This window comes from Ruegeria sp. AB11, assembly GCF_056536325.1.
This window is the reverse complement of sequence record NZ_JBQFJO010000002.1, coordinates 750,543-764,993: the sequence shown is the minus strand read 5'-3', so window position 1 is coordinate 764,993 and position 14,451 is coordinate 750,543. Positions and strand designations below refer to the sequence as shown.

Genomic DNA, 14,451 nt, shown 5'->3' with positions numbered 1-14,451 from the left:
TCAGCCGTTTTCCCGCGTGACAGGCGCAGCCATCCCGTGTTCTTTGAGCAGGGCATTGCGCCGTGCGATTTCCAAATCTTCGGCAACCATTTCGGCGCATAGATCTTGCACAGAGGTCTCGGGTTCCCAACCTAGTTTTTGCTTGGCCTTGGACGGATCTCCCAACAGCGTATCAACCTCGGCCGGTCGGAAGTAACGCGGGTTGATCCGCATCACGATATCGCCAGCTTTCAGGGCAGGCGCCTTATCACCCACTACTTCGCGAACAATCGCAAATTCCTCGACACCCTCCCCTAAAAACTCTAGCACCAAACCCAGCTCGCTGGCAGACCATTCGATGAACTGGCGCACGGAATACTGCTTGCCGGTGGCGATTACAAAGTCCTCGGGCGTCTCCTGTTGCAGCATCAGCCACTGCATCTTCACATAGTCCCGCGCGTGCCCCCAATCGCGCAAACTATCGATATTACCCATATGCAAACAGTCATCCAAACCTTGCGCGATGTTTGCAAGGCCACGAGTGATCTTACGAGTCACAAAGGTCTCACCACGCCGGGGGCTTTCGTGATTGAACAAAATACCGTTGCAGGCATACATCCCGTAAGCCTCTCGATAATTTACTGTTATCCAATAGGAATACAGCTTGGCGACCCCATAGGGTGAGCGCGGGTGAAAAGGCGTTGTCTCGCGTTGCGGTGTTTCCTGCACCAAACCATAGAGCTCTGAGGTAGAGGCCTGATAAAACCGGGTCTTGCCCTCAAGCCCCAGAAACCGGATCGCTTCGAGCAGGCGTAGCGTACCCAACCCATCCACATCCGCAGTGTATTCCGGCGATTCAAAACTCACCGCAACATGGGATTGCGCGCCGAGATTATAGACCTCGTCGGGCTGCACTTCCTGAATGATCCGGGTCAGGTTCGAGGTATCGCTTAGATCACCATAATGCAGATGCAGTCTGGGATCTGGTTCATGCGGATCCTGATAGATATGATCAATCCGCTGCGTATTGAAAGACGATGCGCGACGTTTGATACCGTGAACGTCATAGCCTTTGGCAAGCAACAGCTCGGCCAGGTAAGAGCCATCCTGACCCGTAATACCGGTTATCAGTGCTGATTTGCTCATGATTGCGCCCCGATGGTTCTACTTCGCCTGTTGTTCTTCCAGAAACAGCAAGACTCGGCCAAATGCAAGCTAACGGGGAATTCGAAAGATCGGTTATAATGCCGCTGTCCAGACTCGATAACGGCCCTGCCCTGTCACCTCGCGGATCAATCCTCTGTCGCTGAATTTGTCCAGATTTCGCTGTATGGCCGCGCGCGAGGCTTGGGTCAGCTCTTCGGCCAAAGGTGCCGACACCATCGGCCAAGCTGTCAGCGCGTCGATCAACACTGGTGGAGTTCGCCCACTCAGATCTGATACAGCCTCACGGGCACGTCCTTCCCAGGCGCTGATCCGGTCCAGATGCAGCAGAGCTGCAAGCGAGGCCTGACCTGCCCCGCCTATCCAGGCGGATAGCTTCTCGTCCAATGAGCCTGCACCGCGCAACGCACCCGGTCCTGACAAGGAAAGCGGCATGAACAATGCGCCACCTCGCCCCATCGATGCCGCATGGCGGGCTGCAATAACGGCAGCTTCGGTATCCTGTCCTATGCCCGGAGAGAGAGCGCGCCACGCGTGGAACCCGATTGCAGCCTGAGTCACCGGGTGTAACGCAGCTACATTCCGCATCACTTCGGCCAGATCTATCACGGTCTCTGGGGCGTCCTCGATGCCCTGGGCTTGACGATCCAGAAAAGCGGTCAACCCAGCGTCCCATCCTCCCTCTGATGGCCCAGCACCCGAGGATAGTCGCCGCACCGCCCAGCCTGCCCGGTACAAAGCCTGAACGTCATCACTCGTCGCACCGATCCGTAATCCGGTCCATAGCGCGAGACGGTCGACACTGATCCGGTCTCCGGTCCACCAACCCAAATCCGACACTTCCATCAAGGCCAGACGGTGACCCCATCCTTTCGGCCCTGCGCGCAAACGTTCATCCAGCGCCCCGAAAGTCACGGCCAGATCAGCAAGTTCAGCGGACAGTTCAGATTGAGCCGCGCGCCAATCCCTTGGATCAAAAAGGAGGCTTTGATCAGGCCTTGAGACAAACGGAAGAAATTCTTCAGGATCTTCTTCATCCGCTGGAGGGAGAAACCATAGATCCTCTTCATCCGGTGGATCGGTGTCATAGATGCTGCGCGGCCCTGCGTCCAAGGCCTCATCATCTTCTGGGTCCGGTTCTTGAGGGATCGGCTTCATATCTGGCATTCTTCGAGCATTTGCCGCAGTTCACAAGGGGTTTCCCGAAATCCCGATAGTCAACCCGCAAAGGCTGCGGTCAGAGCATGCAGCTCTCCACTCAGATCTGTCTCGCGATCGCCACCCAACAGCATATAACCATACCCATCTTTTGCCCATGTCGCGGTTGATAGGCCGCTCAGCACTGCAAGATTGACTGCCTTCGATGGGGCATTTGGACCTTGCCGGATCACGCAGAACGCAAATGGATTTCCCTGCGCGTCAGCAAAGACAACCTGAACCAATGGCTTGCCTTTGAATGATAAAACCTGTGTGCGTTTCAGGTCGAGGCCGGGAAGATTTTCCAGCACCTCCCGATTTAAGGGTCGGCCGAGCTGAGCCTCAGCCTGAGCAAATTGCGCGTCCAGTTTTTGCGGAGAGTTATCCAGATCAGCAATCGTTTCGGCTGAATAGAGTGATTGATAAATTGCGGCTTGCTCTGCCCAGCCCAAAGCCTTCGGACGCGTCACCCAGAAGGTTGCGGATACTGCGATAACGGCAACCGAAGCCGCAACCGCCAGCAATCGAAGAGGTCCTGATTTGTATTGCTGCGGAGTGGGCGCAGGCAGATCAATTTCAGGAACCTCAGCCGGGACGTCATCAAAAACCTGCTGCACAACAGGGGCAAACGGATCCAACGCCATCAAGCGGGCTTCAAGACCCGTATCCTCTGCCACGGCCGCTTCGATGGCGTGGACTTCGGCCTCATCAAGGCTGCCCTCCAGATAGGCCAGAAGTGTTTCGTCGGAAAACTTCATTTGCCACTCCGTTGCACCGCGTCGTCCGCTTCGTGCTGCATTACGGTTTTCAGTTTCTGCCGGGCGTTGGACAACCGGCTCATGATTGTGCCGATGGGAACATCCAGCATGGCCGCAGCTTCGCGGTAACTGTGCCCTTCTACAAATACAAGCATCACCGTTTCGCGCTGCGCCTCTGGCAGTTGCATCACTTGAGTAAACACCTGAGCGGCGAAAATATTCGTTTCTGAGTCGGGCCCGTGTGCAACCAATTCCGCCTCAGGTGTAACCGACAATGCTTGCGCCTTGCGCACAGACCGTGCCCGTATCTCGTTCAACCAGATCGAGCGGCAGATCGTCATCAGCCAACTGTCCAACCGTTCATACGAGGTGACCTGATGGTGCTTTTCCAACGCACGCAATGCCGTTGCCTGCAGCAAATCGTCCGCTACATCCGATGCACCCGACAGCGCCAATCCAAACCGCCAGACCCGTTTCGAATGGGTCTGGATCGCGCCGCGCACGGCTTGTTCGGTGCTCATCTCAACACTCATCGAATAAATCGCGACCTGTGTGTGTTTGCTTTGTCATGGGACCGGGCCCGCTTGGTCTGAACTGTCATAGACTCTGGAGGAATGAAATGAAACTTCTGTTCAAAACAATCACGATTGCGTCGGCTTTTGTTGCAGGTCCTGCGCTGGCCGCTGATTGGACGCTGAACCCCGACGCTTCTCATCTTGCCTATGGCACGGTTAAGATCGACGATGTGGGCGAGGTCAATTCCTTCACCAATCTATCAGGCCATGTCAGCGAGGATGGCAAAGTTGAGATTGATATCGACTTGTCCTCGGTCGAAACGAATATCGATATCCGCAACGAGCGGATGATCGAACATGTGTTCCGCAAGGCAGCAACAGCCACACTGACCGCAGAGATTGATTTGTATGAGGTATCCAAGTTGGATGTGGGTTCCAGCAACACGGTTGAAGTGGATGCCAAACTGGCTCTGGCCGGGACCGAGGTTGAGTTCTACACCGATATGTTCATTTTGCGCGTGGCCGAAGACACTGTCATGGTGTCAACCAACGACATGATCTTCATCAGCACTGAGGATGCGGGCGTTTCAGCGGGTGTCGACAAGCTAATGGAGCTGGCGCAACTTCCCAGCATCACCCGTACCGTACCAGTGACTGCAAGACTGATGTTCAACCTCGATAGCTGAAGATCAACCAAAGTACGGGGTCAATTTTGGCCCCGACTTATGCACCCCAAGTATCACTCAAGCGGTAGCCACCGGGCCAAGGGTCTTCCGGGTCCAGCATGTGCTGGTGTGTACCCGTAATCCAACCCCGCCCCGAGATTTCCGGTGTGATCGCCACGCGCCCATTCAGATCGAGCTGATCCACGATGCGGCAGCGAAACTCACTGTCGATAACCGAACGCGCATGATAGCGGTCATTCATCGACATCTGACCTTTGGCCAGCAAAACAGCCATTCGGGCCGAGGCACCAGTGCCGCAGGGTGAACGATCCAGCTTGCCGGGCTTGATGGCGACGGTATTGCGACCGGTGAGGATATCGCCTTGTCGATTCAGCGGGCCTGCGATTTGGCAGAATGAAATGTGATTCCAGTCTTTGGTGGGGTGATTGAAGCCAAGCTGCTCATTGGCCGCATCGGTGATACGCGCGCCGGTTCTGGCAAGATCAGCGCCTTCATCAGGCGTCAGGTCAAAACCCAGATCAGCTGCATCGACAATTACAAAACTGTCGCCACCAAACGCGGTATCTACGCGCAGCGTCCCGATGCCCTCAACCTCGATCCGGGCATCCAGCTTGTCGACGAAACTTGGCACGTTCTGCACATAGATGCGATCTGCCTTGCCATTTCGGCATTCGGCGCGAACGCGAACCAGCCCTCCGGGAGCTTCCAATGTCAGATGGGTTTCAGGTTCGTGCATCGGAAGGATGCCGCTATCCAGCAGAACCGTTGAGACGCAGATGGAATTCGAACCGGACATCGGCGGCGTGTCTTCCGGCTCCATGATTATGAAAGCAGCATCGGCCTCGGGGTTTTTTGGTGGCACCAGCAGATTCACATGGCGAAAGACACCGCCGCGGGGTTCGTTCAGCATGAAATCCCGCAGGGTCTGGTCTTCGGCGATAAAGGCCCTCTGTTCCCACACGGTCTCGCCCGGAGGCGGGGCGACCCCTCCGACGATGACATCGCCTACCTCACCTTCGGCGTGGGCCGAGATCACATGGATGGTTTTGGAACTGCGCATATGGCCTCCTGAAAGCCGCTGGTTAATGCGCAGTCATGCAAAACAACTTCGGTCTGGCAAGCCCTATCGCAGCCGCTGACCCGTCTCGGGATCGAACAGCATCGCGCGTTCGGGCCGAATCGAAAGCCCGATACGGTCACCGGTCGTACTGCGCTGGTCGTCCCGCTCTTCCACAATCAGCTTATCGCCATTGGGCGTAAGCAGATAGGAATAGGATACCCCACCCAGCGCTTCGGTCAGATCGACTGTGCAGGTGTCACCGTTTCGATCCACCTGAATATGCTCGGGGCGAATGCCCAGAGTCACTTTCGTTGCCCCATTCGGAACGCTTTCGGTGACCGGGATCGCATCAGTCAGCGCAGGGTGCCGCACCATGCCATCCACGACATCGCACTCTAAGAAGTTCATGGCCGGAGAGCCAATGAAGCCCGCCACGAATCTGTTATCGGGGTCACGATACAGGTCCATTGGGGCACCCACCTGCTCGATCCGGCCGTCGCGCAATACCACAATCTTGTCGGCCATGGTCATCGCTTCTACCTGATCATGCGTAACATAGATCATCGTTGCGCCGATTTCCTGATGAAGCCGCGCAATCTCGACCCGCATTTCAACCCGCAATTCCGCGTCAAGGTTCGAAAGCGGCTCGTCGAACAGGAACACCTCGGGGCCGCGCACAATAGCGCGCCCAATCGCAACCCGTTGACGCTGACCGCCGGACAACGCTTTGGGTTTGCGTTTCAGATATTGATCGAGTTTTAGGATATTCGACGCTTCCTGAACCTTCTGGTCAATCTCGGTTTTGGCGACACCGTTCATCCGCAGGCCAAAGCCCATATTCTCGGCCACAGTCATATGCGGATAGAGCGCATAGGTCTGGAAAACCATCGCCACCCCCCGCTTGGCCGGGTCGACGTGCGTGACTTCACGTGCGCCGATATGGATTTCACCATCCGAGGTTTCCTCAAGCCCCGCGATCATCCGCAACAACGTAGACTTGCCGCAGCCCGAAGGGCCCACGAACACGCAAAACTCGCCATCTTCAATCTGCAGATCGATCCCGTGAATGACCTGAGTCTGGCCATACCGTTTGATCGCGCCTTTCAGGGTTACACCTGTCATGTTGCTTGCATCCTATTCTGTTGGCCCTCGGGGAACCGCCACGCCTGTGCTTCTGTGCCAATCTGTTCAGCGACGCGCCGGACGCGTGGCACCCAAGATTTTAATTGTTCGAAATCCATCCTTCCGGTCGATCCCGTCACCGATAGAGCCCCTAACATGCGGCCCCCGGAGGTCAGGATCGGGCAGGCAATACAGATGATGCCGGGCTCATGCTCTTCATCATCAACCGCGTAACCCCGGTTGCGGATCAGCTCGAGATCGGCTCGCAATGCCTTCTCCGAGGCCAGTGTCTTGTCGGTGAACCGGTGAAAGCTTTGTTGCGAGATCGTCTTCTCCAACTGAGCCTCGTCCAGATAAGCCATCATCGCCTTACCGACGCCGGTGCAGTAAGCCGGGCCAACCTTGCCGGCCTCGGAATACATCTCGATCGGTCGCTGAGCATTGCGTTTATCCACGTAAAGCACCTGACCGGAATCAAGCTGCGCCAGGTGCACCGTTTCCCCTGTCTCGGCGCTGAGGGCGTCCAAGAAAGGCCGCGCAATGGGCGCAAGCGAGCTTTGGGTCCATGCCGAATGAGCCAACCGCACCAACCGCATCCCCGGAGAATATGTTTGCCGTTCCGGTTCGTAATGCAGCATGCCCTGATTGGTCAGCGATTGCAGAAAGCGATACAGCGTCGCCTTGGGGAATTTGCTGCTTTCCAGCAATTCCCCAAACCGCACAGGGCGCCCGAAGGCCGCGACCTGTTCCAACACATCACATGCTTTTCCTATTGTTCCGTCACCTGCCACGGGCGCCTGTTCTCCTCCATTTTCCCCCGGCTATGGGCACGAGGGTCTTGACAAGACTAGCCGAGTCGATGTGTAGTTTTCAATATATAAAACAAGGTTTCAATATTTGGAACCAATATGGAAGCTTAAGGGAGGAAACTATGCATTCCATGTTCAAGCGCACAGCAGCTGCTTTGGCTGCCAGTGTGGCACTTGCTGCGCCTGTTGCAGCTGAGCTGACCGGCGAGCTGCGAATCTTCCTCGATACATCCAACCCGGCGCCGCGCGCGACGATGGAAGCGATGATCGAGCGATTCGCGGCTGAACATCCCGGTCTGGAAATCGAGACCACCGTGATCGACCGTGAGGCTTACAAGACCCAGATCCGCAACTTCCTGACGGCAGACACGCCGGACGTTGCCACGTGGTACGCTGCCAACCGGATGAAGCCATATGTCGAGGCGGGCCTGTTCGAGGACGTCTCGGATCTGTGGGCCGAGCCTGAAATCGCCGACAATCTGGCATCCACCAAAGGCGCGATGACCATTGATGGAAAGCAATGGGGTGTCCCGTACACATACTATCAGTGGGGGGTTTACTATCGCAAAGACATCTTTGATGAACTTGGCTTGAGCGAGCCAACCACTTGGGAAGAAGAGCTGACCAATTGCCAGAAGATAGTTGATTCAGGCCGTGCCTGCTATACCATCGGCACCAAGTTCTTGTGGACCGCCGGTGGCTGGTTTGACTACTTGAATATGCGCACCAACGGGTTCGATTTCCACAACCAGCTCGCAAATGGTGAAATCAGCTGGGAAGACGACCGGGTCAGGCAGACCTTCGCCAACTGGAAACAGCTGATCGACATGGGCGCGTTCATCGACAATCACCAGACTTATAGCTGGCAGGAAGCCCTGCCCTTCATGGTCAACGGCGAGGCGGCGGCCTATCTGATGGGCAACTTCGCCGTGGCGCCCCTGCGTGAGGCGGGTCTGACGGACGATCAGCTGGATTTCTACCAGTTCGTTGCCATCAACCCCGATGTCGAACTGGCCGAAGATGCGCCGACGGACACGTTCCACATTCCGGCGAATGCCTCAAACAAGGAAGCCGCGCGTGAGTTCCTGCGTTTTGCGGTTTCCGCGGACGAGCAGACCGAAATCAACAACGGTGCAAACCTCGGCCAATTGCCTGTGAACGCGCAATCTGCGGTAGATGATGACAAGTTCCTGCAGCAAGGTTTCACGATGCTGTCGTCCAACAGCCCTGGCGGTGTTGCCCAGTTCTGGGACCGTGACGCACCAGCAGAAATGGCCAAGGTCTCGATGGAGGGCTTCCAGGAATTCATGGTCAAGCCTGACAACGCGGATAAGATTCTGGCCAAGCTGGAACGCGCGCGTGAGCGCATCTACGACAACTAAGTGTAATTAGGGCCGAACTCAGTTCGGCCTTAAACCATTCAAAATCGTAGGGCGGGCTTCAGCCCGCCTTCACCCCCTAACCAGAGATGTTCCATGACCGCTGTAGTTGACACCCCAGAACAGGAAAGCTGGTTCCATAGAAACCAGCAGCGCATCGCGCCTTGGCTGTTTCTGGCTCCGGGCCTGCTGTTCTTCATGGTCTATGTGATCATCCCGGTGTTTCAGTCCTTCAATCTGTCTCTTTACGAGTGGGATGGGCTGGGAGCCGCCGAATATGTGGGCTTTCGCAACTACGAAGACCTTTACTGGGAATGGGTTGACCGCGACGCCTTTTATATCTCGCTGAAGAACAACCTGATCTGGCTGATCCTGTATCTTGCGGCGATCCCTGCGGGCCTGTTCATCGCGTTGTTCCTGAACCAAACGGTCTGGGGCATCCGCCTTTATAAATCTCTGTTCTTTTTCCCTTTCGTTATCTCACAGGTCGTCGTTGGCCTTGTTTTCACGTGGTTTTATGATCCGACATTTGGCTTGCTGAACGAATTCCTCGGCCTGTTTGGAATGGGCCCGCTGAATGTGCTGGGTGACGAACGGTTCGTCACGTATGGCATCATCTTCGCGGGCCTTTGGCCGCAAACCGCCTATTGCATGATCCTCTACCTCACCGGCCTGAACGCCGTTGACCCCGAGCAAATCGAGGCCGGACGGCTTGACGGTGCAAAAGGTGGGCGGATGCTGTGGCACATCATCCTGCCGCAACTGCGACCCGCGACGTTCATCGCTTTTGTCGTAACCATCATCGGTGCGTTGCGCAGCTTTGACCTGATCTCGATCATGACACAGGGGGGGCCTTTTGGGTCGTCCCGTGTGCTGGCCTATTACATGTTCGAAGTCGCCCTGTCCGAATACGGTTTCCGCATGGGATATGGAGCCGCCATCGCGGTGATCCTGTTCCTCATCATGCTCTGCTTCATCGCCTATTTCCTGTGGTCGATGTATCGCGAAGAAAAGGGGCACTGAGATGTTTCCCAAACCCATCGAAAAACAACCCCGCGCGGCCCAGATCACCTATCAGGCGATGCTGCCTCTGGCGCTGTTGCTGTGGCTGGGGCCGTTGCTGGCGGTCGCCCTGTTCTCGGTCAAACCGGCGGCAGACTTCACCAACGCGAACTATTGGGGCATGCCGTCCAGCTTTGAGGGCGCTTTCAACTATGGGCAGGTCTTCTTTAATTCAGACATGCCTCGATATTTGCTGAACTCATTCCTGATCACCGTACCCACCGTGATCGGAGCCGTGGCGCTCAGCTGCATGACCGGATTTGCGCTTGGAATCTACAAGTTCAAATCGAACCTTTGGATCTTCTTCATGTTCGTGGCGGGCAACTTTGTCCCCTTCCAGATTTTGATGGTCCCCGTACGCGATCTGACTTTGGAACTGGGCCTCTACAACACCAAAACCGGGCTTGTTCTGTTCCATATCGCCTTCCAGACCGGCTTCTGCACACTCTTCATGCGCAACTTCATCCGCGCCCTACCCTTCGAACTCATCGAGGCGGCGAGGGTTGAAGGTATCAGCGAATGGCGGATTTTCTGGTATGTGGTCCTACCGCTAATGAAGCCCGCAATTGCCGCGCTCAGCGTGCTGATCTTCACCTTCATCTGGAACGATTATTTCTGGGCGGTTGTCCTGACCCAAGGCGCCGAAAGTCAGCCCGTGACCGCCGGGATCACCAGCTTCAACGCCCAATTCCGCGCCGCCTATCAGCTGATGAGTGCCGGTTCAATTGTGGCAGCCCTACCACCTGTTGCCATGTTCTTCCTGATGCAGAAACACTTTATCGCGGGCCTGACCCTCGGTGCTGTAAAATAACGCTAAACCAGAGGTTTACCTCATGACCAAGATCACCTTTGTAGGTGCGGGTTCCACGATCTTCATGCAGAATATCGTGGGTGACGCCCTGCTCACCCCTGCCCTCGCCGACAGCCATTTTGCGTTGATGGATATTGATCCGGTGCGCTTGGCCGAGAGCGAGGCTGTGGCCAAGGCCATGATCCGATCAGTCGGCACGGGTGCGACCGTCTCGACCCACACGGATCGCCGCCCGGCGCTGGACGGCGCGGATTTCGTGATTACTGCCTTTCAGGTCGGCGGATACGAGCCGTGCACCGTGATTGACTTCGAAATCCCGAAACAATACGGCCTGCGCCAAACCATCGCTGATACGCTGGGTGTAGGCGGTATCATGCGCGGCCTACGTACTGTGCCCGTTCTGTGGGGTGTCGCGCAGGACATGATGCAACTCTGCCCCAATGCGACGCTACTGCAATACGTGAATCCGATGGCCATCAATACCTGGGCAATACCTGGGCCCTGGCCGAGCGCTTCCCTGCTCTGAAACATGTGGGACTGTGTCATTCTGTCCAGAACACAGTCGAGGAACTGGCGCATGATCTGGATCTGCCCAAGGCGGATATTCGCTACAAAGTTGCAGGCATTAACCACGTCGCCTTCTTTCTCAAACTCGAGCATGAGGACCGCGATATCTATCCTGCTCTGCGACAGGGCTATCACGCCGGGCACCTGCCCAAGCCTCCGCTTCTCATGCCTCGTTGTCCGAACAAAGTCCGGTACGAAGTGATGGATCATCTCGGTTACTTCTGCACCGAAAGTTCCGAGCATTTTGCAGAATACGTTCCTTGGTTCATCAAAGACGGACGCAATGACCTGATCGAACAGTTCAGCATACCGCTGGACGAATACCCGACCCGTTGCGTCGAGCAGGTGGCCAATTGGAAGGACCAAGCCAAGACACTGACCGATGGTCGGGATATCGAAGTAACCCGAAGCCACGAATTTGCCGCCGACATTATGAACGCAATCGTGACAGATACGCCTTACACAGCTTACGGCAACCTACCGAATACGGGTCAAATTCCGCAACTGCCGCTGGGAGCCGCGGTTGAAACTCCGTGTCTAATCGACGCAAATGGCGCCCAACCTTCCGTGGTTACGGATATCCCGCCGCAGCTGATCGCTCTGATGCGGACCCAGATCAACGTGCAAGAGTTGACGGTTCGTGCACTGACCGAAGAGAACCCAGAATACATCTATCACGCCGCCATGATGGATCCCCATACTGCGGCGGAGTTGGATCTGCGCCAAATTCGCAGCCTCGTCACCGATCTGCTTTCCGCCCATGGCGACTGGCTACCCGATTGGTGCCAATCAGCCCGTGCGGCCTGATCTTCATCTATTCGAAAAACAATCAACTCCATCGCAAGCCAGACAGACAGAGCCAAAAATGACCAAAAAACGCCGTTCTCAACATTGGTACGGAAAACTTGACAAGGACGGGTTCATTCATCGGTCGTGGATGAAGAACCAGGGCTTTCCGGACCATGCGTTCGACGGACGCCCCATCATTGGCATTTGTAATACATGGTCAGAACTGACGCCCTGCAACTCGGGCCTGCGTGACCTGGCCGAGGGTGTCAAACGGGGTGTGTGGGAGGCGGGCGGCTTCCCTGTCGAATTCCCGGTAATGTCGCTGGGCGAGACTCAGATGAAGCCCACCGCCATGCTATTTCGCAATCTGCTGGCGATGGATGTTGAGGAATCCATCCGCGCCTATGGTATCGACGGCGTTGTCCTACTGGGGGGATGTGATAAGACCACACCCGGGCAGCTGATGGGGGCAGCCTCGGTCGATTTGCCTTCCATCGTGGTCAGCTCAGGCCCGATGCTGAACGGTAAGTACCGGGGTCAGGATATCGGCTCGGGCACGGATGTCTGGAAGTTTTCCGAGGCGGTTCGTGCCGGAGAAATGACCCTGCAGGAATTCATGAGCGCGGAATCCGGCATGTCGCGCAGCGCGGGTGTATGCATGACCATGGGCACCGCTAGTACCATGGCCTCGCTGGTTGAGGCGATGGGCATGTCTCTGCCCACCAACGCCGCCCTGCCCGCCGTTGATGCCCGTCGCATGGCACTGGCGCATCTGACCGGCAAACGAATTGTCGAGATGGTGGACGAAGACCTCAAACCCTCGGACATTCTGACCAAGGAAGCCTTTGAAAACGCCATTCTCGCCAATGCGGCCGTCGGAGGATCAACAAATGCGGTGGTTCACCTGTTGGCACTGGCAGGGCGCGTGGGCGTCGATCTGACGTTAAAAGACTTTGAAATCGGGTCAGAAATCCCACTGCTAGTCAACTGCATGCCCTCAGGCAAATACCTGATGGAGGATTTCTGTTATGCGGGCGGCGTGCCAGTGGTTCTGAGCGAACTCAAACCTTTCCTGCGCCCAGCTAAAACGGTTCTGAACAAGGATATCTCGGCGCATTATGAAGGCGCTGAGTGTTTCAACACAGATGTCATTCGCCCCTTCGACGATCCGGTAAAACCCGCCGCTGGCCTGCGGGTTCTGCGCGGAAATCTTGCGCCCAACGGGGCGATCGTGAAACCTTCGGCGGCCACAGACGCACTGTTGGAAACCGAGGCAGAAGCATATGTTTTCGAGAGCATCGAGGACTTGAAAGCAAATATCGACCGCGACGACCTGCCTGTCACACCCGAGACCATTCTGGTGCTCAAAGGCTGTGGCCCCAAGGGCTATCCGGGCATGCCGGAGGTTGGGAACATGCCTATCCCTGCGAAGCTGGTCAAAGAAGGCGTACGCGACATGATCCGCATCTCGGACGCGCGCATGTCGGGCACAGCCTTCGGCACGGTGATCCTGCATGTGAGCCCTGAGGCGCAGGCCGGTGGTACACTCGCCTTGGTCAAAACTGGTGACCGCATCCGAGTGTCCGCCAGCAAAGGCGAACTGGAACTGCTGGTTGACGAAAAGGAACTGGACGCCCGTCGCGCCCTGTGGCAACCGGACGATCCGCATTTCACGCGCGGGTACGCGAAACTCTACATCGATCATGTGCTGCAAGCCGATCAGGGCGCCGACCTTGATTTTCTTGTGGGCAAAGACACGCGCCTTGTGACGAGAGAGAGCCACTGATGGATCAACCAGCTACATTTCAAGACCTGCGCGGTGCATCCGTATACATTACCGGCGGTGGATCGGGTGTTGGCGCGGCACTAACCGATGGCTTCATGGGCCAAGGTGCAAATGTTGCCTTCATAGGTCGTTCCGATGCGAGCGCTTTCGTCGAAGAGATGCGTGACAAGCATGGCCGCGCACCGTTCTTCCTGCAGGGTGACATGACCGAAACCGAGCTGTTGCATGCCACCATGGCCAAAGCAGCCGAGGCCCACGGCCCGCTGAAAGTGCTGGTCAACAACGCGGCCAACGACAAGCGTCACTCGCTTGAGGAAACCACTCCCGATTTCTGGGACTGGATGATCGAGGTGAACCTCAAAGCTTATTACTTTGCCTGTCAGGAAGCCGCGCGGCAGATGAAAGACAACGGCGGGTCGATCATCAATTTCAGTTCAATCAGTTACATGATGGGGAACGCAGGCTATCCGATCTACACCAGCTCAAACGCGGCAATCACCGGTATGACTCGCTCTTTGGCGCGCGAGCTTGGGCCTCAGAAAATCCGGGTCAATGCACTGGCTCCGGGATGGGTTCTGACGCAGAAACAGCTGGACATGTGGGCAACGCCCGAAGATCTGGCCGCGCATTTGGATCGCCAATGCCTGAAAGAACATCTAACGCCCGAAGACATGATCGCACCAACCCTGTTTCTGGCCTCAAGCGCAAGCCGTGCCATGACGGGTCAATGCATGGTTGTCGACGGCGGCGTTGTGGTAACGGGGTAA

Annotated in this window: 15 protein-coding genes; 8 read left to right on the top strand and 7 right to left on the bottom strand. The window is 56.4% G+C overall.

Annotation, left to right across the window (positions count from 1 at the left end):
* The 4 genes from gmd to ACR3EJ_RS23010 form a co-directional block, all read right to left on the bottom strand.
* Positions 1–1,125 (bottom strand): GDP-mannose 4,6-dehydratase, encoded by a 1,125-nt coding sequence (gmd, locus tag ACR3EJ_RS23025; protein WP_480423608.1) that lies wholly within the window; start codon positions 1,123–1,125, stop codon positions 1–3.
* Positions 1,126–1,218: 93 nt separating this feature from the next.
* Positions 1,219–2,301 carry a helix-turn-helix domain-containing protein gene (locus ACR3EJ_RS23020; protein ID WP_170544107.1) on the bottom strand — a complete coding sequence of 361 codons (1,083 nt, stop codon included), beginning with the start codon at positions 2,299–2,301 and terminating at the stop codon, positions 1,219–1,221.
* 59 nt (positions 2,302–2,360) lie between these two features.
* Positions 2,361–3,098, bottom strand: coding sequence for a hypothetical protein (locus tag ACR3EJ_RS23015; protein ID WP_010441511.1), 738 nt, complete (start codon positions 3,096–3,098; stop codon positions 2,361–2,363).
* Complete coding sequence (locus ACR3EJ_RS23010) at positions 3,095–3,619, bottom strand: RNA polymerase sigma factor (RefSeq protein ID WP_480423606.1); 525 nt, start codon at positions 3,617–3,619, stop codon at positions 3,095–3,097. The genes ACR3EJ_RS23015 and ACR3EJ_RS23010 overlap by 4 nt, the downstream gene beginning before the upstream one ends.
* Positions 3,620–3,717: 98 nt before the next feature.
* On the opposite strand from ACR3EJ_RS23010, the gene ACR3EJ_RS23005 reads away from it, so the two are divergent.
* Positions 3,718–4,299: a YceI family protein gene (locus ACR3EJ_RS23005; protein ID WP_170544103.1), complete on the top strand. Its 582-nt coding sequence runs from the start codon at positions 3,718–3,720 to the stop codon at positions 4,297–4,299.
* Positions 4,300–4,336: 37 nt separating this feature from the next.
* Here the strand turns inward: ACR3EJ_RS23005 and ACR3EJ_RS23000 are convergent, their stop codons facing one another.
* From ACR3EJ_RS23000 to ACR3EJ_RS22990, 3 genes are all read right to left on the bottom strand, one after another.
* On the bottom strand, positions 4,337–5,359 hold the full coding sequence (locus ACR3EJ_RS23000; protein ID WP_170544101.1) for a trans-3-hydroxy-L-proline dehydratase: 1,023 nt from the start codon (positions 5,357–5,359) through the stop codon (positions 4,337–4,339).
* Between the two features lie 63 nt (positions 5,360–5,422).
* Positions 5,423–6,481, bottom strand: a complete 1,059-nt coding sequence (locus ACR3EJ_RS22995; protein ID WP_170544099.1) for an ABC transporter ATP-binding protein — start codon at positions 6,479–6,481, stop codon at positions 5,423–5,425.
* Positions 6,478–7,272, bottom strand: a complete 795-nt coding sequence (locus ACR3EJ_RS22990) for an IclR family transcriptional regulator (protein ID WP_170544097.1) — start codon at positions 7,270–7,272, stop codon at positions 6,478–6,480. Before ACR3EJ_RS22990 ends, ACR3EJ_RS22995 begins: the two co-directional genes overlap by 4 nt.
* 140 nt (positions 7,273–7,412) lie before the next feature.
* Between ACR3EJ_RS22990 and ACR3EJ_RS22985 the strand changes: the two genes are divergently transcribed.
* The 7 genes from ACR3EJ_RS22985 (at position 7,413) to ACR3EJ_RS22955 (ending at position 14,451) form a co-directional block, all read left to right on the top strand.
* The gene (locus ACR3EJ_RS22985; protein WP_170544096.1) at positions 7,413–8,672 is read left to right on the top strand and encodes an ABC transporter substrate-binding protein; all 1,260 of its coding nucleotides are present in this window, start codon (positions 7,413–7,415) and stop codon (positions 8,670–8,672) included.
* A gap of 93 nt (positions 8,673–8,765) precedes the next feature.
* Positions 8,766–9,692: a carbohydrate ABC transporter permease gene (locus tag ACR3EJ_RS22980; protein WP_170544094.1), complete on the top strand. Its 927-nt coding sequence runs from the start codon at positions 8,766–8,768 to the stop codon at positions 9,690–9,692.
* A 1-nt stretch (position 9,693) separates the two neighbouring features.
* Positions 9,694–10,542: a carbohydrate ABC transporter permease gene (locus ACR3EJ_RS22975; RefSeq protein ID WP_170475148.1), complete on the top strand. Its 849-nt coding sequence runs from the start codon at positions 9,694–9,696 to the stop codon at positions 10,540–10,542.
* A 22-nt stretch (positions 10,543–10,564) separates the two neighbouring features.
* Positions 10,565–11,068 carry a family 4 glycosyl hydrolase gene (locus ACR3EJ_RS22970; protein WP_480423603.1) on the top strand — a complete coding sequence of 168 codons (504 nt, stop codon included), beginning with the start codon at positions 10,565–10,567 and terminating at the stop codon, positions 11,066–11,068.
* 5 nt (positions 11,069–11,073) lie between these two features.
* On the top strand, positions 11,074–11,916 hold the full coding sequence (locus ACR3EJ_RS22965; protein ID WP_480423601.1) for a family 4 glycosyl hydrolase: 843 nt from the start codon (positions 11,074–11,076) through the stop codon (positions 11,914–11,916).
* 58 nt (positions 11,917–11,974) lie between these two features.
* Positions 11,975–13,684, top strand: a complete 1,710-nt coding sequence (locus ACR3EJ_RS22960) for an IlvD/Edd family dehydratase (protein WP_170544090.1) — start codon at positions 11,975–11,977, stop codon at positions 13,682–13,684.
* The gene (locus tag ACR3EJ_RS22955) at positions 13,684–14,451 is read left to right on the top strand and encodes an SDR family oxidoreductase (RefSeq protein ID WP_170544088.1); all 768 of its coding nucleotides are present in this window, start codon (positions 13,684–13,686) and stop codon (positions 14,449–14,451) included. Before ACR3EJ_RS22960 ends, ACR3EJ_RS22955 begins: the two co-directional genes overlap by 1 nt.